Origin of the sequence: Limnohabitans sp. 63ED37-2 (genome assembly GCF_001412535.1) — a bacterium.
Taxonomy (GTDB): domain Bacteria; phylum Pseudomonadota; class Gammaproteobacteria; order Burkholderiales; family Burkholderiaceae_C; genus Limnohabitans_A.
In genome coordinates this window covers 901,759-924,394 of record NZ_CP011774.1, presented here as the reverse complement: position 1 = coordinate 924,394, position 22,636 = coordinate 901,759, and the positions used below count along the sequence as shown (strand labels likewise).

Below are 22,636 nucleotides of genomic sequence, written 5' to 3'. Positions count from 1 at the left end.
TAGTTTTTGATACGTCTGCGTTGCTCACCTATGAGAGGCCCTCCGCCGTCATCTCAACCCGCCTCTGCGCATGGGCAATCGTCTCTGGCCGATGGGCGATCACGATGCGCGTGAGCGGCATCTGGGCCAGTACGGCATTGACCGCTTGCTCGCTGCCGATGTCCAGGTGGCTGGTGGCCTCATCCAGCGCCAACACGGTGGGTTGCTTGTACAGTGCCCGTGCCAGCAGCAAGCGCTGCTTTTGCCCACCGCTTAGGCCGGAACCCAGCTCACCCACGAGCGTTTGATAACCCATGGGCATGCGCACAATGTCGTTGTGCAGCTGCGCCAGCTGACCACAAGCCTCGATGCGCTGCTGGTCAGGAGCCATGTCAAAAAAGGCGATGTTGTCGGCAATGCTGCCGGTCAGCAGCACGTCTTCTTGCATCACCGTGCCCACCTTGCGCCGCACATTGGCCACGCCCAACTGGCGCACGGGCACGCCACCGTACAACACTTCACCCTCCACGGGTTGCAGCAAGCCCAGCATGACCTTGAGCAAGGTGGTTTTGCCGCAGCCGCTTGGCCCGGTGATCGCCACGTTTTCTCCAGCGTCAATCTTCAGATTCGCGTCTTTCAAAATCCACGGCGCACCGTCACCGTAGCGAAAGCTCACGTTGCGCAGCTCCAAGCTGGGCGGCAAGTGGGCCAAATCGTGTTCTGGCAAATCGCCTTGTGGGCTATCTTGCTCGGGTGGGGTCAAGGCAATGTCGGCCAATCGTTCGCTGTGCAGGCCCAGCATCTTGAGTTCAATACCGTGGTTGATGAGTGCACTGATGCGCCCGGTGAACTGCCCTTTGTAACTGATGAAGGCCATCAGCATGCCCACGGTGAACACCGCTGTGCCACTGCCTGGGCCTTGCGAGGCCAAAATCGCTTTGGCCCCCAGCCAGAACACCAGCAAGTTTTCCATGCCAAAGATGAAGGTGTTGACGACCGTGAAGCCAATGTTCATCTTGGCGGTGCGAATGTCGCGGTTCATCACCTCCACGATCAGGCTCTGCCAGCGGGCGCGGCGCTCTTGCTCGCGGCCAAACAGTTTGAGCGGCGTCATGGCCCGCAGCGTCTCGATGAAATGGCTGTGCTCTTGCCCAGCCAACACCAGCCGCTCTGCCGCCGCATTGCGAAACGGCACAAAACTGGCCCAGCGCACCAGCCCATACAGCACCGCCGCAGCCACCACCACGGCCGACAAAGTGGGTGAGTACAAAAACATCATGACCAAGGCGGCCAGGGTCATCACCCCATCCAGCAGGGCCTCGATCATCACGTTGGTGAGCGTGCGCTGAATGTCGTGGACCGCCCCAAAACGGGAAGAAATATCTCCCAAATGCCGCTGCTCAAACCAGCTGACTGGCAGGCGCACCAGGTGCGCAAACACATTGCCCAACCACTGCAAGCTGATGGTTTGCCCCAACACCATGACCAACCAGCTGCGGGCCAGAGACAAGGCCGTCTGAATGACCAGGACCAAGGCAAACCCCCAGACCAAGACAGACAACAACTCCTGATCGCCCGAGGTGAGCACATCGTCCACCACCATCTGGTTGAACAAGGGGGCGACGATGGCAAACAATTCCAGCACCACGGCCACCGCGATGATTTGAAAAACAGCACCACCCAAACCCTGTACCCGACCCGTGAGCTGCGACAGCTTGAGCCTAGGGGCTTGCACCTGTGGGGTGAAATTGGCTTGTGGTGTCAGTTCCAAAGCCACGCCTGTGAAATGGCGTGAGACTTCGGACAAAGACAAACGCCGCTCACCCACTGCCGGGTCCAACACCACCACATGCTTGCGGCCCACCTTGTGCAGCACCACAAAGTGGTTCAAGTCCCAATGCAGGATGCATGGCAGGGTCAATTGGCCCAACTCCTCCAAATCCAGCCGCAAGGGCCGGGCGCTGAAGCCCAGAACAGAACTGTAAGAGATCAGTTGTTTGAGGTTGTTGCCTTTTAGCGACTGAGGGAAACGCTGGCGCAAATCGGCCAGACCCAAGGTCTGGCCATGGGCGGAGGCGACCATGGCGATGCAGGCTAGGCCGCATTCGGCGACTTGGGATTGGAGGATAGTTTTCAATCCTCATCCTTCGGCAGAACATGAGAGCGCACCATTGCCTCAATGAAAGCATCCAATGCATTGGGTCCAAGATTTTTGGTTTCTTGCATATGTCGCAATGCATCTAAGATGGCTTGCCTTAAGTTTTCTCTGAACAACAGCGGCCTGGTTTCTGCGTACTTGGCGTTCCTTGCATAGATGGTTGTCCAATCAAGCTTGATGTCTGATGCAATATCCGTTTGCATTTTGCTTATCAGTACTTCACGCAAACCCGGCGCCACCCTATCGAGGGCTCCCTTCCAAAAATCAGTCAATTGCCAAGCGATACGTGGCTCGGGTGTTGATTCGTAAGTATTGAAGTATTCCGTTGCGTAATGCATGAGCAAGCGGTTCAAACCAATTTGCACCGTACGGTCATGGTCTTGTCGCAAAACATGAATGGCTGGCAGGCGATGCAGACCCAATACGCGAAGCAGCTCCACCGCCAGAGTTTGTCCATACCGCTGAACTGCCACCTGAGCCAAGCTGGACATGTTTTCATTGGTAATACCCAATTCGGGGCATTGATGCTGAATTTGTCGCAACATGCTTTGGAGTGTCCGAAGCATGAACGGAAGTTCTTGCCCCGTGACTGGGCCACCCAATGCAGTGTGCACCTTTGCCCATGTCGGTAAAGTTGCCGCCCCAAAATCCAACAAACGACCATCCAGCGTTACGTTCGAAGGGCTGGGTGCACCATGGCAAAACCTGTGTGCATACCCATATGCCAATTGATCTGCCCAACGAGCATGCAATTGCATGAACATATTGAGGAGACCTTGATCACCCCAAATGCGTCTTCCACTTTCTATCATCGCCTTCACACGCAGTGAATCTTGGAAACCTTGTTTGGGCATATCGGACAGGAAGCCCAAAGCTCGGTCAAAATGTGCCGGCCGTAAAAAGTTAGGGCGAATTAACAAGCCAAGTTCCATCATGCCCGCTGGGTTATCCAGTCCGATACCCGGCTCAGGAGCCATAGGGACTGAAACACCTATGCCAATGATGGCCAAAACTGGCACTGCACCCCATGGGAATTCCGCATCCACACACTCAGAAAGAACGGCTTCACGAACGCACTCTTCTAATGTGCAGTGACCAGTCGAATGTGCTGGGTTTGTGGTCTTGCCGATCAATGGTGTTGGCCCAATGCCTTTGACGTAATAGCCATTGACTGAAGCGGCTCGACCGCTCCCGCCATTGCTTCCGATTCCCATACCACCATAGCGATCAGCAAATGCTGTTACCCGTTCGCTCTCAGCCACAGGTGCCTGCGGCAATGCATACGCGCATTGAGCAACCAAATATTGGCCATACGCAAATACATCACCTGAAAACTTATCAAAGCTGGGGTCTTGTCTAGCCGCCCTGGCATTGATCCAGAGTAACCGCGCATTTGGTAGAGCGGACAAGCTCATGGACACATGCCCGCATGCATCTGACAACATGCGCGTCAAGTCCGTCATGTCGTCATGCTGAGGTCTCACTGCGTGCATGACGGCTCCATGGAAATGTTTTTCCAAGTGCCAAAGGCAATACTAGTCCGAGCCTGTGAATTTTCCAATAATTCACTGCGTTGATTTTTTGACCACTTTTTGAAATAGGTTTTCCCCTCGGCTTGGCAAAGAACCCAAATATCTTCATCTGGGTATAGCTGACCAGCCAGATCAGCCCAAACCATACTCTCAGTTTCGGGACTAACCACGACATCCACTACAGCCAAATGTGGACCCTCTGACCATTCAAAAGCTTGCAATGCGTTCGTGTCAAACGTGTCCAGCAAAAGTCGGCTGGATGACAGCCAAGCCCAAGTCAACAAGCCCGTCTTGGTGCCATCTGTCGATGCATAAATACGTCGTTGCTCCAGCTGAGCACAAGTTTGAATCCGTTCCATCACAGGTCTGTAAGGACTGGCCGCGGCCACCGGAGTGTGCGCCATGAGCAAGGCCATTTCGCCTACGCACTGGGCAAAAGCCAACTGTGAGTTGTAGGTTGGCAAATAGAAATCGCGTGCGGCAGATGTTTGAAGAAATGGGATAGCATCCTCTCCTGAGGGTAATTGGCGAGAACGCATAAAGCTTGTGACATCCTCGCAACCTAAAAGTTTTCTAATCCGTTTACCATTTTTGACCCGAAAGTAATAAATGTTTTTGTGCTTATGATTGAATTTATCCCCCATAAGTTGCAAAAAAAATTTACCACTTCCAACTTCAGCCCAAAAAAATATTAACCGGCCGACATCTTTATTTAATTCATCTTTTTTAATACATGCCATTCCAATAAGTTTTCCATATTTATCATGTATAATTAATAAATCATCTTTTTCAACCAACACATCAATATAATAAACAAAACTTGAAAATATATGAAAATTTTGCAGGAATTGATTTATTTTTTCATGATTATTTAATATTACACCAATTACTTCAAAATAACCCAAAGACTTTTTTAATTCAAAATATTTACGCATTTGTCAATGTATTTTATTAATATTTTCATTAAGTCATTATATTTATTTTACTTTTTCAAGAGTGATTTAATTACAAATATTACGAAAAAAGTAATGATCATTTTATAAAAATTCATGTTTTCAAATAATAGATAACCAATTACCTCCGCCAAAACGCTTATTAGTGCTGATTCAATAATAATTTTTTTCATGATAATTATTTCATTGAAACGACGATGGCTGCCCATCGTCGTTTAATTTAAAATGTACTGAAGAATGATGCGAAGTCGAAGCCTCCGGCAACGAAGCCACCGACCCCACCGCCGATAAAACCTACAGAAAATCCAACACCGATAGAGCCTGGTCCTCCCCATGCAGTTGCTATGGCGCCACCAATTCCACCACTGATTGCTCCTTGATAGCCGCCATTGATTGCCCCACTCCAGTTGAAACCTCCATCAACTAATTCGAGCTCGTCGATTGCAATTACTTGGCGGATTCAAGTACGAACTGCAACACGGTTTAACGAGGCGTGAAACACCTCGTGGGGTGTCTTGAATCCCAGCCGCTTTCTGGGCCGGTGATTCAATCTGTTTTCGATCATAGTCAACTCCTCATCGGTGACAGTTTCCATGCGCCGTTTCTTGGGAATGTATTGGCGCAGCAAACCATTGAAGTTCTCGTTGCTGCCGCGCTGCCAGCTGCAATACGGATCGGCAAAGTAAGTCTGGATGCCAAGGGCCTGATCGATGGCCTGGTGATCGGCAAACTCCTTGCCGTTGTCTACCGTCAAGGTCTTCACCCGTGAGCTCAGGGGCTTGAGCATGCCTTCAATAGCCCGGCCCACCAAATCAGCAGACTTGTTGGGCACTTTGGCCAGCACAGCAAAGCCACTCTTGCGTTCTACCAGTGTCACGATGGCTTGTTTGTGAGCCGCGCCAATAACGGTATCACCTTCCCAGTGGCCCACTTGCTTGCGATCTTCAATGTGGCTTGGTCTCTCGCTGATCGGGCGGCGGTTCGGGATCTGACCACGTCTATCACGCCCGCACAGGTGGCGTTTGCGCCGAGGCTTTTGGCTACGCAGGTGCGTGTGTAAATCACCACCGGCAGCCTTGTTCGCATAGACATACAAATAGACGCTCTCATGGCTGACCGCCACCTTGCCTGCAATCTGCTCGGGGCTCCATTGAATGCCAAGGTAGAAATCCACATCGGACCAGACTTTGGAATCTAAACGGCGGGCATTACGGCTTCGCTGTGCCCGCTCAGAAGCCTTGGCGCAGGCTTGTTCGGCGCGATAGCCACGCTGACCGCGGCCACGGCTGAGTTCGCGGCTGATGGTGCTGCGGCTCCTGCCCAATGAACGGGCGATCTCGCTGATGGTCTGTTTGGCTTTCAAGAGGCTGTGAATTTGGTATCGTTCTTCTCGGCTGAGGTGCTTGTACATCTGGCAACTTGGACTTGGCGGTTTGAGTGGCCATGATGCCTTGACATCCTCAGCCACCCATCACCGGGTTTATCTTTGTTGCACCTCGTACTTGAATCCGCCCTTTCATACCTACTCCTTTTTCTGTAAAAAACAGTCAGCCAAACACCATGTATGGCCATACCGATCACAGAACCTTCACTTTTTGCCGCGCTGCCAGCAGCGGCTCAAAAACCCACTCCCACACCGCCCGCTTTTCTTGCACCACATCGGCTTCCAGCGTCATGCCGGGTTTCAGGGGCAGGTTGTCGCCGTAGGCGGTGATGCTTTGTTCTTGCAGTTGCACATGTATGCGGTACAGCGGCTCTTGTGTTTGGGCTGCAGTTTGCAGCGCTGCGCCTTGGCCGTTGGGCAGGTCTTGCGGGGCCGTGGGGGTGGTGCTGATGTATTGCACTCGTCCTTGGGCCAGGCCAAACTTTTGATAGGGGTAGGCTCCATAGCGCATCCACACGATTTGACCGGGCTGGATGAAGCCAGCGGTGCGGCTGGGGGCATACAGGTGGGCTTGCAGTTCTGTTTTGCCTTGGCTGCTGGCATCCAGTGGCACCAACGTGGCCACACTTTGGCCTGCCTGGACGGACGCGCCTTTGGGCAGGTGGATGCTGGAGACCACGCCTGACTGGGGTGCCGTGATGACAATGGTTTGACGCGACTGGTTTTCTGTGCCCTCTTGCGCCAGGCCGGCCAAAGCCCGGTCCAGCTGGCTCAGGTCGATGTCCAGTTGGCGTTGGTTGGCTTGCCGCTCGGCTTGCAGGCTTTGTTGTTCTCGCTGCAAGGTGGCGGCATTGCGTTGGGTGTTTTCGACCCGGGCTTGCAGATCGATCAGTTCCTCTTGTTTTTTTTGTGCTTGGATGTCTGACACAAAACCCTCTTGGGCCATTTGCTGGTAACGGCTCAGCGTCTTTTTGGCCAACGCGACCCGGCTGCTGGCCAAAACAGCTTCTTGTTGGGCTTGGGTGATTTCATGGTCCAGCGCTCGGATGCGGTCTTGCAGCGCGCTGTCTCTTTGGCGGGTTTGCTGCACGCGGGCGGAGCGTTCGGCCTCCAGCGTGCTGCGGCGTTGCGCCAAGTGGGCGGCCAGCAGGACAGCGGCCGATCCTTCTGCCGTGGGGCGGTCAGTGCCCAGCACAAACAGGGCTTGACCGGCTGTGACTTGTTCGCCTTCTTGCACCCATTGCTCAGTCAGCACCCCGGGCGCATTGGCACTGAGCTGCACGGTGCCCTGCAGTGGCATGAGGACACCCGGAATACGCGACTTGCGGGCCACTTGGCCCCACACTGCAAACGTGACCAAGCAACCGGCCAGCAGCAAAGCCACACCGGCCACTGCGCTGAACTTGGGTTTGTGTCCGACACGAATGCCACCCAGCCAGGCGGCTTGCCGGGCTTGCATCACTTCAGGTCGAAACAGGTTGTTGGAAGTCATGGTTTGAAATCGATTGCAGGTGTTTAACTATTTCCTGTAACTCACCTGTTCTCGACTCAGACAAACCCGATGTCCAAATTAATCATTGGATTAAGACGAACTTGAATTTGATGATTTTCATCACCATAAACTCATAAATTCATGCGTAATCTCCATGCAATCGTGCTGATAAAAAAACATACAACCAACTAAGCAGCCATCACTTTGTACTCATAACGGAACTTGCGCACTGTTGCCTCACCACCTTGCTTTCACAACTCGGCCTTGACGTCACCACCCTCTGCCCCTATATTAATAACCTCTTAGTCATTAATTGATTTTTGGTGAACGTCACAGAAGCCCACGCCCCCCACAAACGCGAACGCCGCAAACAAGACCGCCCGGGTGAATTGCTCGAGGCGGCTTTGGACCTGTTTGTGGAAAAAGGCTTTGCCGCCACCCGCGTTGAGGAGGTGGCCGCGCGAGCGGGTGTGTCCAAGGGCACACTGTTTTTGTACTTTCCCAGCAAAGAAGACCTGTTCAAGGCCGTGGTACGTGAAAACGTGGTCGCCCCCGTCACCCAAGGTGCGGCCGAGGTGGCGCAGTTTCAGGGCAGCACCAGTGCATTGATCGAGTGGATGATGCTCCAGTGGTGGCGGCGCTATGGCGCGACCAAGGCCTCCGGCATTTCCAAACTGGTGATGAGCGAGGCCAGCAACTTTCCAGACCTGGCGGATTTTTTCCGCACCGAGGTCATCATGCCCGCCCACGCCCTGGTGCGCAGCGCTTTGCAGCGCGGCATCAATCAGGGGGAGTTCCGCGACTTGAACGTGGAGTTGACGCTGCACTCGGTCATGTCCCCCCTGCTGTTTTTGGTGATGTGGAAACACTCCATGGGGCCTTGCTGCCCCAGCCATGAGCAGATTGACCCCGAAGCCTTCATCTCGCAACACGCTCAATTGTTGGCGCGTGGCCTGTCCGTAACTTGATTCACACCGGATCACACCCGACTCACCATGAAAAAATCAACCCTCTGGATCCTCTCGGCCGTGGCTTTGGCCGCATTGCTGGCAGGCGGCGCCCGTTGGGCCAGCCAGCGCCAAGCGGACAAAACCCCAACAGCCCCAACCGCGGCCGTGGCGCCCAGCATCGAGCTGGCCACCTCCGACGTATTCACCGCCCGCACCCAAACCCTGAACTTGGGCATCGCGGTCTCGGGTGCCCTCAAGGCCAGCGAAAGCGCCATCGTCAAAGCCCGTGTGGCCGGTGAATTGCAGGAACTCAGCGTGCGCGAAGGCGACCGCGTGCAAGCTGGTCAGGTGATCGCCCGCATCGAGCCCATCGAATACCAAGCGCGTGTGCGCCAAGCTCAGCAGCAGGCCGATGCGGCCAAAGCCCAGGTGGACATTGCCCAGCGCCAGTTTGACAACAACCAAGCGCTGGTGAACCAGGGCTTCATCTCACAAACCGCCCTGCTCACCTCTCAAGCCAGCCTGAATGGGGCCACGGCCACCCACGCTGCGGCATTGGCCGCGCTGGACCTGGCCAACAAGTCCTTGGCCGATGCCACGCTGCGCTCGCCCCTGCCGGGCGTGGTGGCGCAGCGCCTGGCCCAACCGGGCGAGCGTGTGGCCATCGAGGCCCGCTTGGTCGAAGTCATCAACCTCTCACAACTGGAGCTGGAAGCCGCGCTGACCGCCGAGGACGCCAGTCTTGTGCGGGTGGGCATGACGGCGCAGTTGCAAGTCGATGGTGTAGACGCTCCGATACCGGCCAAAGTCTTGCGCATCAACCCCAGCGCCCAGACCGGCAGCCGCAGCATCTTGGTGTATTTGGGCATCAAGGGCCGCGAAGGTTTGCGCCAAGGCCAGTTTGCCCAAGGCACTCTGGGCACACAAAGCTTGCAGGTGATGGCTGTGCCCGTGGACAGTGTGCGCATCGACAAACCCCAGCCCTATGTGCAGGTGGTGCAGGACGGCAAGGTGGCACACATCACGGTGCGAACCGATGTTCGCAGCGAGGGCGAGCGTCAAACCCTGGTGGCAGTGACCGGCGTCACCGAAGGCACACAAGTGCTGTCCGGCAGCGTAGGCGCCGTACGCGAAGGGGTGCTGGTGAAGTTCACGGCCCCTGGCAACGCCGCCAAAGTCAAGCCTTAAAGGGACCCAGCGCATGTGGTTCACCCGCGTCAGTTTGCAAAACCCGGTTTTTGCCACCATGGTCATGTTGGCCTTGGTGGTGCTGGGCATCTTTTCGTTTCAGCGCCTCAAAGTCGATCAGTTCCCCAACATCGATTTTCCGGTGGTGGTCATCAGCACCGAATACCCCGGTGCCTCGCCGGAGATCGTGGAGAGCGAAGTCTCCAAAAAAATCGAAGAAGGCGTCAACTCCATCGCGGGCATCAGCGCCCTGACCTCGCGCAGCTATGAAAACCAGTCGGTGGTGATCATGGAGTTTCAGCTGCAGATCGATGGCCGCAAAGCGGCCGAAGATGTGCGCGAAAAAGTCGCCTCGCTGCGCCCCTTGCTGCGCACCGAAGTCAAAGAACCCCGTGTGCTGCGCTTTGACCCGTCCAGCCGCGCCGTGTGGTCGCTCGCGGTCATCCCCAAGGGCAATCAACTCAACGCGGTGGAGCTGACCAACTGGTCCGAACAGGTGCTCAAAAAACGCCTTGAGAACGTGCGTGGCGTGGGCTCGGTGACCTTGGTGGGTGGCAGCAAACGCGAGATCAACCTTTATTTGCAACCGGCACATATGGAAGCGCTGGGCGTCACGGCCGAGCAGGTGGTGGCCGCTGTACGCAATGAAAACCAGGACTTGCCGGTGGGTGCGATCCGCTCGCTGCAGCAAGAGCGCATCGTGCAAATCAGCTCCCGCATGGAGCGGCCCGAGGACTTTGGCCGCATCATCGTGGCCCGCAAAAACGGCACACCCATTCGCCTGTCGCAAGTGGCCACGGTGCAAGACGGTGCGCAAGAGCTCGAAAACCTGGCGCTCTACAACGGCCAGCGCACGCTCTTGATGTCGGTGCAAAAGTCACAAGACGAAAACACCATCCAGGTGGTCGATGGCCTGGTCAAGGCCGTGGCCGAGTTGCAGAGCCAGCTGCCGCCCGGCATCCAGCTCGAGCCCATCACCGACAACTCGCGGCCCATCCGTGTGTCGGTGAACAACGTGCGCCAGACCCTGATCGAGGGCGCGATCCTCACGGTGCTGATCGTGTTTTTGTTCCTCAACTCATGGCGCTCCACGGTCATCACGGGCCTGACTCTGCCGATCTCGCTGATCGGCACCTTCATGTTCATGCAGATGTTCGGCTTCACCATCAACATGATCACGCTGATGGCGCTGAGTCTGTGTGTGGGCCTCTTGATTGATGATGCGATTGTGGTGCGCGAGAACATCGTTCGGCATGTGCAGATGGGCAAAAGTGCCTACCGCGCGTCACTCGAAGGGACACAAGAGATTGGCCTGGCCGTGCTGGCCACCACCTTGTCCATCGTGGCGGTGTTTTTGCCGATTGGTTTCATGGAGGGCATCATCGGCAAGTTCTTCCACGAGTTCGGCATCACCATCGTGGCGGCGGTGATGATCTCGATGTTTGTGAGCTTCACGCTCGATCCCATGCTGTCCAGCATCTGGCACGACCCGGCCATCGACACACACGGCAAAAACCAAGCGCCTGTGAGCGGGTACGACAAAACCATCGGTCGGGTGACCGGTTGGTTTGACCGTGGCACCGAGCGCCTGGCCGATGGCTACCAGAGCATCTTGCGCTGGGCGCTGGTGCACAAAAAATCCACCGTCTTTTTAGCGCTCGGCATTTTTGTGGCGAGCGTGTTCATGGTCCGTTTGCTGGGCACCGAGTTTGTGCCCAAGGCCGACTTTTCAGAGACCTCGCTCAAATTCGAAACCCCGGTGGGCACCTCGCTCGAAGCCACCGAAGCCAAGACGCGCCAAGTCGAGGCGATCCTGCGCGACTTCCCAGAGGTGCGCTACACCCTCAGCACCATCAACACCGCCAACGCGCAGGGCAAGAACAACGTCAACCTGTACATCCGTCTGGTAGACCGCAAAAATCGCAACCGCAACGCCGACCAGATGTCGGCCGTGCTGCGCGAACGCCTCAAGCAAGTGCCCGGCATCGCCGTCACACACGCTGGTTTGCTCGACGCGATTGGCGGCAACAAGCAGGTGGAGTTTTCGCTGCAAGGCCCAGACCAAAAAGAGCTGGAGCGCCTGGCGCTGTTGGCGCTGGCCAAAGTGCGGGACATTCCCGGTTTGGTCGACCTGGACTCGAGCGTCAAGCCCAACAAGCCCGTGATCGGCGTAGAAGTGATGCGCGACGCGGCCTCGGACCTGGGCTTGGGCACCGCACAACTGGCGGGCCCCTTGCGCACCTTGGTGGCCGGGCAAACCGTGGGCAACTGGCGGGCTCCGGACGACCAGACCTACGACGTGAATGTGCGCCTCTCGCCCGAGGCCCGCAACAGCCCACAAGACCTGGAGCGACTGCCCTTCATGGTGGCCCCTGCCGCCGATGGCAGCCCACGCATCGTGCGCTTGGGACAAGTGGCCCGCGTCACCGAAACCACCGGCTCCAACCAGATCAACCGGCGCGACCTGATGCGCGAAGTGGCCATCAACGCCAACGTGTTTGGCCGCTCCGCGGGCGAGGTGTCGGCCGATGTGCGCAAAGCCATGGACAGCCTGAACCTGCCGCCCGGCTACCGCTACAGCTTTGGCGGCTCGACCAAGAACATGGCCGAGTCCTTTGGTTACGCCTTGTCCGCTCTGGCCATGGCGGTGATCTTCATCTACATGATTTTGGCCAGCCAGTTCAAGAGCTTCCTGCAGCCCCTGGCGCTGATGACCTCTCTGCCGCTGACCTTGATTGGCGTGGTGTTGGCCCTGCTGGCGTTCCGCTCCACTTTGTCCATGTTCTCCATCATCGGGGTGATCATGCTCATGGGCTTGGTCACCAAAAACGCCATCTTGCTGGTGGACTTTGCCATCCGCGCCCGAGAGGACGGTCTGGAGCGCAGCGAGGCGCTGCTGCTGGCGGCCAAGGTGCGACTGCGCCCGATTTTGATGACCACATTGGCCATGATTTTTGGCATGGTGCCGCTGGCCTTTGCCCTGACCGAGGGTGCCGAGCAACGTGCCCCCATGGGCCAGGCGGTCATTGGCGGGGTCATCACCTCCTCGCTGCTGACCCTGGTGGTCGTGCCCGTGGTGTACTGCTACATGGACGATCTGGCCCAATGGTTGCGTGCCAAAGCAGGCTTGGCCCCAGCCCGTCAGGGCCAAGACACCAGCGCCCCTTAAAATCACAAGATATTTGACCTAGACCCCCGCAGGAGTAAAAAACATGGATCTGAACCAGGCCCGCTTCAACATGATTGAGCAGCAAATCCGCCCCTGGGAAGTGCTGGACCCGCAAGTGCTGGCCCTGCTGTCCACCGTGCGCCGTGAAGACTTTGTGCCCTTGGCCCACAAGGCCTTGGCTTTTGTGGACATGGACATCCCGCTGGGCGCGGCCCCCAACCAAGTCATGCTCGCCCCTCGCGTGCAGGCTCGTTTGCTGCAAGACTTGGCGGTGCAAAAAACCGACAAGGTGTTGGACATCGGCACCGGCTCGGGCTTCATGGCCGCTTTGCTGGCCCACCAGGCGGCCAGCGTGCTGAGCCTGGAAATCGACCCAGCTCTGGCCGCTCAGGCCCAAACCAATCTGCAAAAAGCGGGCGTGAGCAACGCGGTTGTGCGCTGCGCCGATGGCAGTGCCGGTGCTGCCGCAGAGGGTACGTTTGACGCCATTGTCATCAGCGGCTCGGTCGCTGAGGTCCCTGCCGTGTTGCTGCAGCAGCTGAGCGTGGGAGGCCGCTTGGTCACCATCGTCGGTGACGAACCCATGATGCGGGCCACGCTGATCACCCGCACGGGGACGAACAGCTGGACCACCACCGAACCCTGGGACTGCAACGCCCCCCGCTTGTCTGGTTTTGCCGAGCCTTCACGCTTCAAATTCTGAGACCGCCATGCAGCAAATCTACCCCGCTCAAATCGCTGAATGGGCCAGCCAGCAAGCCCAGCGCCCCGTTTTGCTCGATGTGCGCGAGGGCTGGGAAGTGCAAACGGCCAGCGCCAAACCCGAGGGTCTGGACCTGCTGCACATGCCGATGCAAACCATTCCGGCACGCCTGAATGAACTCGACAAAACACGCCCCATTGCCTGCTTGTGCCACCACGGCGGACGCAGCATGCAGGTGGCCAGCTTCTTGATGCAGCATGGCTTTGAGGTGGTCAATGTGGCCGGGGGCATTCATGCGTGGTCGGCCCAAGTGGACCCGAGCATTCCTGTGTACTGAGTCTATTTGTTGAGTCCGCCTTTGGCCCCAAATGGGCCCGACATTTTTTAATCAAAGACCTGCCATGAAACTGCGCACCTTGCCCCTGACTTTGGCCTTGATGGCCGCCTTTGCAGGCACCGCCCAGGCCCAAAGCCTGGCCACGCTCTACGAGGCGGCCAAAAACCACGATGCCACCTTCAAGTCGGCCCGCTCGCAGTACGAGGCCACTCTGGCCCGCGCCGAGCAGGCCAAAGCCTTGTTGCGGCCCACGGCAGGTTTGGGCGGCAGCCTGTCCGAGACCGATCTGGACAACCAGACCAACGCACTGGGCAGTCGCGCTTTTGGCACCCGTGCGCTCACACTCAGCGCCAGCCAGCCGCTGTATCGTCCGGCCAACCAAGCCAGCTACGAACAAGGCATGAAGCAGGTGGCCTTGGCCCAGGCCCAATTGAAAGTGGCTGAGCAAGAGCTCATCGTGCGCCTGAGCCAGGCTTACTTTGACGTGCTGACTGCACAGGAAAGCCTGAATTTTGTCAAAGCCCAGAAATCGGCCGTCGCCGAACAGCTCGCTGCCGCCAAACGCAACTTTGAAGTGGGCACAGCCACCATCACCGACACCCGGGAAGCCCAAGCCCGCTTTGACCTCGTGACGGCACAAGAAATCGCCGCCGACAACGATCTGCGCATCAAGAAGCTGGCGTTGGACGACACGGTAGGCCAACGCGAAGTGTCGCCCAAGCCCCTGTTGGCTGCGGTCAACATGGACGGTCTGCAAAGCGGCAGCATCGAGTCTTGGGTGGCGCAATCGGGGCAAGAAAATGGCAACCTGGCCCAGGCCCGCATCGCCGAGGAATTGGCCCAGCTTGAAATCACCAAAGCCCAGGCCGCGCTGCGTCCCACGCTTGACCTGACCGGAAGCTACGGCATGACGCGCTACCGCAACGGTAACCCCAACTCCCAATTCAACACCAACGCCGCCACGATTGGCTTGGCCTTCAACTACCCGCTCTACACTGGTCAGGCCAGTCAAAACCGCATCAAAGAAACTGTGGCCTTGGAAGACAAAGCCAAGAGCGACCTCGAAGCGGCCCAGCGCAATGTGGCACAAGCCACACGCACCGCCTTTTTGGGTCTGCAATCGGGCCTGAGCCAGGTCAAGGCCTTGCAGGCGGCCGAAACCTCCAGCCAAAGTGCTTTGGACGCGAACAAACTGGGTTACCAGGTCGGCGTGCGCATCAACATCGATGTGCTCAACAGCCAAAGCCAGCTCTTCCAAACCAAGCGTGACCTGGCCAAGGCCCGACACGATGTCTTGCTCGGCCAGTTGCGCCTGCTTCAGGCCAGCGGGACCCTCAAAGCTGGCGATCTGCAAAACATCACCAACTTGCTGCAGAAATAAGCGGCTTGCCGCTCTGGCCGGGACCCCACATCGGCTGCAGAGCCTGTGGTGTGGTTTCAGACCAGGCTTGCCAGGGCCTGGGCATAACGCTGGGCAGCGCCCCGGCTTTGGGCCACCAAATCCAGCCCTTTTTGACTAGCGCTGGTCAGTTCAGCAGGCTGGCGCAACCACGCCCACACCTGGTCCAGTGCACTGTCCATGTCACTGACGCGCATTGCAGCCCCGACTTGTTGGGCGTTTTGGGCGGCCTCTGCAAAGTTGAAGGTGTGTGGCCCCATGATGACCGGGCAGCCAAAGGCGGCGGCCTCGATCAGGTTCTGCCCGCCCAAAGGCATGAAGCTGCCTCCCAGCAAGGCCATATCGGCACTCTGAAAATACACCGGCATCTCTCCCAAGCTGTCACCCAAGCAAACGGTCACCTGCTCGGACGGGACCTGCAAAGGCGGTCCCATATCCCAGCTGGAGCGACGCACAACAGCCAGGCCCTGCGATGTCAGCCATGCATGGATGTCGTCAAAGCGCTGCGGGTGTCTGGGCACCAACAACCAGACCACCCCCGCAGCCTTCAAGGCGGTCAGACGATCGGTATTGGCCATCAGGGCTTGCAGCCACAAAGCCTCTTCTCCTTCGCGGCTGCTGGCCAGCATGACCACCGGACGGGGCGTGCCTTGGTGCTGCCAGCGCTGGCGCCAAACTTGGGCCAAAGCCTGTGCGTCAGGCTGGGCTGGCACATCAAATTTGAGGTTGCCCAAGACCGCCTGCACCGTCGCGCCCAGTTGCTCCAAGCGTGCGCCGTCATCCGGACTTTGCGCCAACACGGCCGTCAAACGGCGGTAAGCCGGTCCGGACAGCCAAGACCAGCGCAAAGCCGAGCGCAGCGACTTGTCATTGAGCCGGGCATTGGCCAGCGCCAAGGGCACCTGCGCCTGCACACACGACTGCACCAGCGCAGGCCAGACCTCGGTCTCCATCAGGATGCCCAGTTGAGGCCGGTGGTGCTGTAAAAAACGCCGGGTGGCCTCAGGCGTGTCCCAAGGCAGCCAGGCCTGCGCATCGCCAGGGCGCAGCAGGGCCTGACCCTGCGCCCAACCGGTGGCGGTGCTGTGGGTCAGCAGCAAACGCATGCCGGGCCGAACATGCCGCAAGGCCTCGATCAAAATGGCCGCCGCACGCGTCTCCCCCAAGGAGACGGCGTGCACCCATATGCGCCCAGGCTCAGGCGCCACGCCCTCATAAAAGCCAAAGCGCTGCGGCATGTGATCCAAATAACCGGGCTCTTGTTGGCCGCGGCGACGGAATTTACGGCGCAGCAGCGGCTGCAAGGCCCGCATCACCAGGCCGTAAGCCCAAAGGGTCAGGCGTTCTGCCCAGGACAAGCCCTGCCCCATCAACGCGGGGCACCTTGGTCAAACAACTGCTGGTAGACCCGCCCAATGCCTTCGGCTTCCTTGGACAAGGAGAACGATTGCGACACCCGTGCCTGAGCAGCCAGGCCCCTCTGCACAGCAGCGGGCAGATCGGCCAAAACTTGTCGCACCGCTGTGGCCAGACCGGGAGCATCACCCGTCTCGACCAGCTCGCCGTTGACGCCGGGCTGCACCAGCTGCTCAAACGCCCCGGTGCGAGAACACACCAGGGCACAGCCGGTGGCCGCCGCCTCGAAAGGTGTCAGGCCAAAGGGCTCGTAGCGCGGGCAAGCCACACACAGCAGACATCGCTGGTACCAACGATGCACTTCGCCAGCAGGCACTTCGCCCAGAAACACGATCCGCTCGGACAGCCCCGCCTGAGCGATCTTATCAATCAGGGCCTGTTGGTAGGCCTGGTGCTGAGGCTGGGCCAGCCCGGCGATCACGGCCGTGGCGCCAGGCAGGTGTGGCAGCACCTCGATCATGGCGTCGACAAACACATCGCTGCCTTTGTCGGGCCGGACACGGCCAAACACGCCAATGCCGTACTCCCCGGGCAAGCCGGAATCGGCCCAGGCCTTGAGCTTGTCAGGAGGCGGCGCAAATCGCGACAGGTCAATGCCATGGGGCACCACGGCGGTGGTGTTGGGCACAAAAGAGGCCGCCAGCGGCGTGGTCGAAATGACCGCGTCCATTTTGGAAATCAGCCAGCGCGGAAAACGCCCATGCAAATGCTGGGCTGCCGAGGTGAAGACCAGTTTGATTGGCAGACGCAGTACATCTCGGGCAAAGATGCCCAGCATCATTTCTGGATCACGCCGCACATGCCAAATGCGGAAGGCCCGCCCCGGTGGTGGTTGGCGCGACAGCGCAATCGCCTGCCCAGCCGTCATGCCCACCACGCCATTGGACATGGTGGTGCCGCAATAGCCCAGACGCCATTGCGCCATTTGCAAAGGCACCAAGGCGTTGATGGTAGCGGACACACCCGTGTAGCGCTGCTTGATGTTGAAGACAATGACGTCGGGATTGGGGTTGAGCACGGGGTCCGAAGCTGAGTGGGTATCGGCAAATTATAGGGAGCGGCATCGGGCAGAGGCTTCAGCCCGTTCAGCCGCTGCCCATGCAGGTATATTTGGCCCAGGACTGGAAGACGCCCCGGATGAAAACCTACATTTTGAATTTACCCTCTGCGCTGGAACGCCGGAACTTTCAGACAAAACAAGCCCAGCGACTGGGCCTGGAGGCGCTGTTCATCGATGCACAAACCCCAGCCGACATTCCCGAAGCGTTCTTTCAGGCCCACGCTTTCTCTTGGGAACGCCCCATCAAAATCACCGAAGTGGCTTGTTTCATGAGCCACCACCTGGTGTGGCAAAAGATTGCGGGCAGCAAAGAACCTGCTCTGGTGCTGGAAGACGATGCCATCCTGGCGCACAACACGCCCAAGCTGTTGGCCTGCTTGGCTCAGTGGGAGGATGTGGACCATGTTTCACTCGAAACCCGACAACGCCAGAAACTGCTGGGGCGGCGCTTCAAAGCCATGGACAGTCTGAATGCCCACTTGCACCCTTTGTTGCAAGACCGTACAGGGGCCGCCGCTTATGTGCTTTGGCCTTCTGGTGCCCGCGCCCTGTTGGCCAAATTCGAGCAGCAGGGCATGGGCTTGGCCGATGCGTTCATCTCCAGCACTTACCAACTCAACTCTTGGCAAACGGTTCCGGCCTTTGCCATTCAGGCGGACGTGGCCAGCGCCTATGGTGTTTCTTGCCCCATCGCACCACAATCCCTGATTGCCCGTGAGAAAGTGCCCAGCCCGCCGACCCGAAGCAGCCTCCACGACCTGCAGTTCAAATGGCGCAGGTTGAACGCACAACTGCGCCTGGCCGCTCGCTACCTGACTTGTTTGTGGCGAGCACGCCGTCAGTTTGTCGGCATCGATCCCGCACAGTTCTGAATCAATGCGACCAAAGGCGCCGCCCCAAAAGCTCTAGCTTGTTCAGGATCAATGGCAACCAGCGGGTGCGATAGGCATTGAACTTGTAGGGCTTGCGCACCGTTGGATCCACCGTGTCGACAAAATCCTCGGCAAAGGGGTACACACGCAAATCCCTTTGCGCGAATGCCGTTGACGCCTGCGCAGTCATGTCCCGAAAGGACTTGACCTGATTGCCCGCCATCTTGACCGCCAGTTTGGCCCCGAAAGTGAGCACGCGTCCGCGGTAAGCAGGCTCTTCAGGCACATAAAAGACCCATGGCTCAGCCACCTGAACCATGTCGCCAAACAACTGATCGGCCAAGACCCCGTTGGCCTCTTCGGACCCCGCAAACTGCCAGCCACTTTGACGCAAACGTGCGACATGGAGCACCGCGATGTCGGCGTACTTTTGAGGCACTTTGCCCGTTTCTTGCGGATCGGCAGACCAGCGATAACAGCGCAATGCGGTATCTGCTTGGTAGCGCTGCTGGAAATAGGCTCTTTTGCTGCCCTTCATGAACAAGGGACTGATGAACACCGTTGTCGGACTTTGCTCGAAGACCTCATGAATCCTGGACAGCTCTTCTTGGGCAAAAGGCCGGACCACCTGCAAATCGTCTTGCAGCATCAGCAGGTAATCGGCCTGTGTGGCGTCCAACGCGGCTTGCATGTTGTTGTAGTAACCGCCATGTCGCTCATCGCCACCTGACTTCATGTGACGAACATGCCCCCCCAAACTTTGCAGATAGGCCACGGTGTCAGGCTCATCGCTGCCATCGTCATACACCGTAAAGTGAACCCCGGGCAGGTTGCGCTGCAGAGATTCGACGCAATTTTTCAGGTAGGCCCCACGGTTGTAGGAAAAAATAGCGACGTCCATGCGGGGAGCTGTCATGCCGGCAAACCCTTCGTGTTCAGGCCCATGACCTTCAAAAATTCAAGCATGTCCTTGCGCTCCTGCACTTCAGAGTAGGTATCGGCCAAGTTACCAATGGTGTGCAGTGGAACATCAAACTGCTGGGCTTGGTCGATGGCCTTTACTTTGGCAAGAACCCTCTGGGCAAAACCGACAACATCGCCCGAAGCAATCTCCTCAAAAATTTCCGGCCTCCAGTACTCCTTGGCAGCTTGTCCGGTGTAACCAATGACCTGATTACCACTCAACGCAGCTTCCAAAGGGGGCAAGGCTAAACCTTCAAAATGGCTGAAAGCCATGAAAATTTTGGACCTTTCTAGCAGGTCAGCAACCTGCACCTCTGTCATTCCGTCGATGGGCACAATGGTCCAATGCGCTGGCAAATGATGGCGCAAGAAAAAGACCACCTTAGATGAATGGTCTGCCAACTTTCTGGGCATGTAGGTAATGATGTTTTCTTTGGCTTTGTCGGGCTTAAAACGCTTTACATCTACGGCGCAGTGCACCCGCAAAATCCGCGACTCGACCCCAGGAAACGCCAGCGCCACGCAGCGGCTGGCGTCCTCGGAAATGGTCAAAATACACCGCGCCGACTGGTAGGCCCGATCGAGATCCTCCGGTCGGCCTTTGGTGATGTAGTAGCCGTTCTGTACATAAATGGCATAACTCACACCCATGTCCGCCAATTGAGCGCCGTACTTTCGGGCCCAGAGTTCGGGAATCACCACCATTTGCCGTTGGGCATCAAATACACCAGACACATTGGACAAAGAGGGTTTCCCCATCCATCTGAGTTTGAAGAATGCTCGCTTCACAGGTACCTGAGAATCAAACCAACGCACCCTGAAAAAAAATGTATTGGGGTGCATGACCGCAGCAGAAAATCCGTGCGATTGCCCCAATTTGTGAATCAACTCAGCCTGCCTGTAAATGACTTTGACCCCGCCAATGGCTTTTTTGATGGCGGGGCACAAAAAGATCAATTCCATGCTGACCCCTTATTGTCTTTTGTGGCCAAGAGGATCAGTCCCAAGAGCATGGTCGACATGGCACAGAAAAAATACCGGAAGGCATTGCGCCCCAAAGTGTTGACCGACAGGCCAAATTCAAAATACAAGGCCACCAGCAGCATGCCCAGCAAGGCATACGCAAAGGTCTTTGCACCCAGCTTTTGAAAACGCCAAAAGCCTACAAACACACCCCCATACAAGGCCAACACAGACAGCACACCCACCAAGCCGGACACCGCCGCGTAGTGCAGCAGGTCGTTTTCAAAAACAGGCGCTATGCCGGTGGGTACATTGAATGGTTTCAAATGTTCTGCCAGCAGGGTCAAGGCCCCCTCTCCAGACCAGCCCAGAATAGGGCGCTCCGCAAACAGTTGCAGGGCATACGACCACAACTCCAGACGAATGCTGACGGACCAATCGGTCACCTGCCCTGTCTCAAACCAGAGATGAGCTTTGCCCCAGACGCCTTCAAGCCGTCCCCGCACCAAGTCCTCGGGCGCCAGCCACACGCCCTTTGCCACCAAGACCGAGATCAACACCACACCCAAAAATCGCCAAATGACCGGATGACCTGCCGTAACGCGCCAGACGAACACCAACAAGACCATGATGATCGACAACCAGCCACCCTTGGAGCCGCTGAGCAAGGAGCCCCACACCCCCATGGCCGCACCGAATGACAGATAAACACGCATCCAGAGTTGATTTTTGGCTTGTTCAAAATACAACAATCCAAACAAGGCAATGCAGGCCAGCACCACAGACAGATCGCCAAAAATGATCGGGTGGCTCATGGCACCCATGGCACGCCCTGACAAAAGCACCAGACTTTCATAACTGGCTGCTGCCCCCGCCAGCACCGCAGCCGTCGCCGCACCCAGCCACAAAACAACAGGCTGCAAACGGGCCTTGAGCACGCCGTGCAACATCAAGGGGGCCAACAAAAAGGGAATGAACGCCTCGTAATAGCCTGGCTTGTAGCCGTACCAAAGCCCCAGGAAAATTCCCACCCCCACAAAAACGGCAAAGCCCAGGGCCATGATGCGCGACTCAGGCCTGTCCCAGACCCTGTCCAGATCCACACGCAAGTCCTTGATCGACCACAAACCCATGCCAGCCAAGCACAGCACCAAGAGCTTGGGGCCGCCGGGCATGACCAAGACCCACGACAAGCAGGCAAAAACCAAGCCGTTGTAGAGGCGCTCACGCGGCGTCAGTGACCCCATGTCAATTCGAACCATGGGGTGTCCAACGGATCAACCCCATCCATCGTCCCCACATGCGGCAAAAGCGCTTGGGTGAAAACAGCAAGGCTCGAAAGGGCAAGGCTAAAGCAGTGCTCCACAACAAACGACGTCGGTGCATCCGGGCTTGCGCGAGGGTGCCGTGTTTTTGCTCAAAAATGAGCTTGGACTGGGCATGGTGAAATCCGCGCACATACTCGCTTTTCCAGGGGGCATGACCTTTCACGGAACCTCGCGAACGGTGCACGGCCTGAATGGACGGCACCACCACCATGGGCAAACGGGCATTAAAAAGACGCAAGCTCAGGTCATCGTCTTCGTAATAGAGGAAGAAGTTTTCGTCAAAAAATCCAACCGCGTCGAACCGATCCATGCGAAACAACATGGCCGCACCACACACAAAACCAACACAAGCTGGCCCTTCTGCGGCAGGCCCTCGGGATGTCCACCAAGTGTGCGGCCAGCGGTAATTGACTTCGGCCTGCCCCCTGGCGCCCACCAGTTGGGGAGCCAGCAGCGCGGCTTCCGGCATCTCGTGCGCCACGTCCATCAGCGCCAACAAAGCCTGTGTGGTGATTTCACAATCAGGGTTCAGCAAAAAAGCAAACGGAGTGCTGACGCGTTCCAAAGCTCGGTTGTTGGCGGCGCCAAATCCGAGATTGGATGGATGCGGCAACACCTGGGCATGCGGCCAGAGGGCTTGGGCCTGATCGGGCGTGCCATCGTTGCTGGCATTGTCAGAGATGATGACGTGTGGACAGCTTTGCAAAAGGTCATGTAAGCCTGCCAGGCAATGCGCACTGTGGTGAGTCACCACCACAACGGTCACATGGTCCAGACGCGACGTGGTCAT

18 protein-coding genes are annotated in these 22,636 nt (G+C 57.5%); 7 read left to right on the top strand and 11 right to left on the bottom strand.

Annotated features, from left to right (window positions below):
- Positions 1-28 precede the first annotated feature (28 nt).
- The 5 genes from L63ED372_RS04400 to L63ED372_RS04375 form a co-directional block, all read right to left on the bottom strand.
- A complete protein-coding gene (locus L63ED372_RS04400) occupies positions 29-2,116 on the bottom strand; it encodes a peptidase domain-containing ABC transporter (RefSeq protein WP_156343552.1) in 2,088 nt (695 codons plus the stop codon).
- Positions 2,113-3,552, bottom strand: a complete 1,440-nt coding sequence (locus tag L63ED372_RS04395) for a hypothetical protein (protein ID WP_231624559.1) — start codon at positions 3,550-3,552, stop codon at positions 2,113-2,115. The genes L63ED372_RS04400 and L63ED372_RS04395 overlap by 4 nt, the downstream gene beginning before the upstream one ends.
- 65 nt (positions 3,553-3,617) lie before the next feature.
- Entirely contained in the window at positions 3,618-4,604 is a 987-nt protein-coding gene (locus L63ED372_RS04390) for a toxin-activating lysine-acyltransferase (RefSeq protein WP_062403781.1), read from the bottom strand.
- Positions 4,605-5,082: 478 nt separating this feature from the next.
- Positions 5,083-6,033 (bottom strand): IS30 family transposase, encoded by a 951-nt coding sequence (locus L63ED372_RS04380; protein WP_062402482.1) that lies wholly within the window; start codon positions 6,031-6,033, stop codon positions 5,083-5,085.
- 166 nt (positions 6,034-6,199) lie between these two features.
- Positions 6,200-7,498 (bottom strand): HlyD family secretion protein, encoded by a 1,299-nt coding sequence (locus L63ED372_RS04375; RefSeq protein WP_062403778.1) that lies wholly within the window; start codon positions 7,496-7,498, stop codon positions 6,200-6,202.
- Positions 7,499-7,821: 323 nt separating this feature from the next.
- Here L63ED372_RS04375 and L63ED372_RS04370 point away from each other — a divergent pair, with 323 nt between their 5' ends.
- From L63ED372_RS04370 to L63ED372_RS04345, 6 genes are all read left to right on the top strand, one after another.
- Positions 7,822-8,466, top strand: coding sequence for a TetR/AcrR family transcriptional regulator (locus tag L63ED372_RS04370; RefSeq protein WP_062407624.1), 645 nt, complete (start codon positions 7,822-7,824; stop codon positions 8,464-8,466).
- 27 nt (positions 8,467-8,493) lie between these two features.
- A complete protein-coding gene (locus L63ED372_RS04365) occupies positions 8,494-9,636 on the top strand; it encodes an efflux RND transporter periplasmic adaptor subunit (protein ID WP_062403776.1) in 1,143 nt (380 codons plus the stop codon).
- A 13-nt stretch (positions 9,637-9,649) separates the two neighbouring features.
- Entirely contained in the window at positions 9,650-12,805 is a 3,156-nt protein-coding gene (locus L63ED372_RS04360; protein ID WP_062403774.1) for an efflux RND transporter permease subunit, read from the top strand.
- Between the two features lie 43 nt (positions 12,806-12,848).
- Complete coding sequence (locus L63ED372_RS04355) at positions 12,849-13,508, top strand: protein-L-isoaspartate O-methyltransferase family protein (protein WP_062403772.1); 660 nt, start codon at positions 12,849-12,851, stop codon at positions 13,506-13,508.
- 7 nt (positions 13,509-13,515) lie between these two features.
- Positions 13,516-13,845 (top strand): rhodanese-like domain-containing protein, encoded by a 330-nt coding sequence (locus L63ED372_RS04350; RefSeq protein ID WP_062403771.1) that lies wholly within the window; start codon positions 13,516-13,518, stop codon positions 13,843-13,845.
- A gap of 64 nt (positions 13,846-13,909) precedes the next feature.
- Positions 13,910-15,226: a TolC family outer membrane protein gene (locus L63ED372_RS04345; protein ID WP_082431585.1), complete on the top strand. Its 1,317-nt coding sequence runs from the start codon at positions 13,910-13,912 to the stop codon at positions 15,224-15,226.
- A gap of 56 nt (positions 15,227-15,282) precedes the next feature.
- Here L63ED372_RS04345 and L63ED372_RS04340 read toward each other — a convergent pair whose 3' ends face one another.
- Both L63ED372_RS04340 and L63ED372_RS04335 read right to left on the bottom strand, forming a co-directional pair.
- Positions 15,283-16,557 carry a 3-deoxy-D-manno-octulosonic acid transferase gene (locus tag L63ED372_RS04340; protein ID WP_062407623.1) on the bottom strand — a complete coding sequence of 425 codons (1,275 nt, stop codon included), beginning with the start codon at positions 16,555-16,557 and terminating at the stop codon, positions 15,283-15,285.
- A 56-nt stretch (positions 16,558-16,613) separates the two neighbouring features.
- Complete coding sequence (locus L63ED372_RS04335; protein ID WP_062403767.1) at positions 16,614-17,678, bottom strand: glycosyltransferase family 4 protein; 1,065 nt, start codon at positions 17,676-17,678, stop codon at positions 16,614-16,616.
- A gap of 119 nt (positions 17,679-17,797) precedes the next feature.
- On the opposite strand from L63ED372_RS04335, the gene L63ED372_RS04330 reads away from it, so the two are divergent.
- On the top strand, positions 17,798-18,592 hold the full coding sequence (locus L63ED372_RS04330; RefSeq protein WP_062403766.1) for a glycosyltransferase family 25 protein: 795 nt from the start codon (positions 17,798-17,800) through the stop codon (positions 18,590-18,592).
- A gap of 1 nt (position 18,593) precedes the next feature.
- Here L63ED372_RS04330 and L63ED372_RS04325 read toward each other — a convergent pair whose 3' ends face one another.
- From L63ED372_RS04325 to L63ED372_RS04310, 4 genes are read right to left on the bottom strand one after another with little or no spacing between them, the layout of a single operon-like run.
- Complete coding sequence (locus L63ED372_RS04325) at positions 18,594-19,508, bottom strand: glycosyltransferase family 2 protein (protein ID WP_062403764.1); 915 nt, start codon at positions 19,506-19,508, stop codon at positions 18,594-18,596.
- Positions 19,505-20,518 (bottom strand): hypothetical protein, encoded by a 1,014-nt coding sequence (locus L63ED372_RS04320; RefSeq protein ID WP_062403762.1) that lies wholly within the window; start codon positions 20,516-20,518, stop codon positions 19,505-19,507. The genes L63ED372_RS04325 and L63ED372_RS04320 overlap by 4 nt, the downstream gene beginning before the upstream one ends.
- On the bottom strand, positions 20,509-21,780 hold the full coding sequence (locus L63ED372_RS04315) for an O-antigen ligase family protein (protein ID WP_082431583.1): 1,272 nt from the start codon (positions 21,778-21,780) through the stop codon (positions 20,509-20,511). Before L63ED372_RS04315 ends, L63ED372_RS04320 begins: the two co-directional genes overlap by 10 nt.
- Entirely contained in the window at positions 21,767-22,636 is an 870-nt protein-coding gene (locus L63ED372_RS04310) for a glycosyltransferase family 2 protein (protein WP_062403758.1), read from the bottom strand. Before L63ED372_RS04310 ends, L63ED372_RS04315 begins: the two co-directional genes overlap by 14 nt.

What these genes read in the sequence shown, in the direction of transcription:
- L63ED372_RS04350 (WP_062403771.1), top strand. Translation starts at nt 13,516, where the DNA reads ATGCAGCAAATCTACCCCGCTCAAATCGCTGAATGGGCCAGCCAGCAA.
- L63ED372_RS04320 (WP_062403762.1), bottom strand. Translation starts at nt 20,518, where the DNA reads ATGGAATTGATCTTTTTGTGCCCCGCCATCAAAAAAGCCATTGGCGGG.
- L63ED372_RS04345 (WP_082431585.1), top strand. Translation starts at nt 13,910, where the DNA reads ATGAAACTGCGCACCTTGCCCCTGACTTTGGCCTTGATGGCCGCCTTT.
- L63ED372_RS04390 (WP_062403781.1), bottom strand. Translation starts at nt 4,604, where the DNA reads ATGCGTAAATATTTTGAATTAAAAAAGTCTTTGGGTTATTTTGAAGTA.
- L63ED372_RS04330 (WP_062403766.1), top strand. Translation starts at nt 17,798, where the DNA reads ATGAAAACCTACATTTTGAATTTACCCTCTGCGCTGGAACGCCGGAAC.
- L63ED372_RS04360 (WP_062403774.1), top strand. Translation starts at nt 9,650, where the DNA reads ATGTGGTTCACCCGCGTCAGTTTGCAAAACCCGGTTTTTGCCACCATG.
- L63ED372_RS04375 (WP_062403778.1), bottom strand. Translation starts at nt 7,498, where the DNA reads ATGACTTCCAACAACCTGTTTCGACCTGAAGTGATGCAAGCCCGGCAA.
- L63ED372_RS04325 (WP_062403764.1), bottom strand. Translation starts at nt 19,508, where the DNA reads ATGACAGCTCCCCGCATGGACGTCGCTATTTTTTCCTACAACCGTGGG.
- L63ED372_RS04380 (WP_062402482.1), bottom strand. Translation starts at nt 6,033, where the DNA reads ATGTACAAGCACCTCAGCCGAGAAGAACGATACCAAATTCACAGCCTC.
- L63ED372_RS04355 (WP_062403772.1), top strand. Translation starts at nt 12,849, where the DNA reads ATGGATCTGAACCAGGCCCGCTTCAACATGATTGAGCAGCAAATCCGC.
- L63ED372_RS04310 (WP_062403758.1), bottom strand. Translation starts at nt 22,636, where the DNA reads ATGACCACGTCGCGTCTGGACCATGTGACCGTTGTGGTGGTGACTCAC.
- L63ED372_RS04395 (WP_231624559.1), bottom strand. Translation starts at nt 3,552, where the DNA reads ATGAGCTTGTCCGCTCTACCAAATGCGCGGTTACTCTGGATCAATGCC.
- L63ED372_RS04315 (WP_082431583.1), bottom strand. Translation starts at nt 21,780, where the DNA reads ATGGTTCGAATTGACATGGGGTCACTGACGCCGCGTGAGCGCCTCTAC.
- L63ED372_RS04340 (WP_062407623.1), bottom strand. Translation starts at nt 16,557, where the DNA reads ATGCGGGCCTTGCAGCCGCTGCTGCGCCGTAAATTCCGTCGCCGCGGC.
- L63ED372_RS04365 (WP_062403776.1), top strand. Translation starts at nt 8,494, where the DNA reads ATGAAAAAATCAACCCTCTGGATCCTCTCGGCCGTGGCTTTGGCCGCA.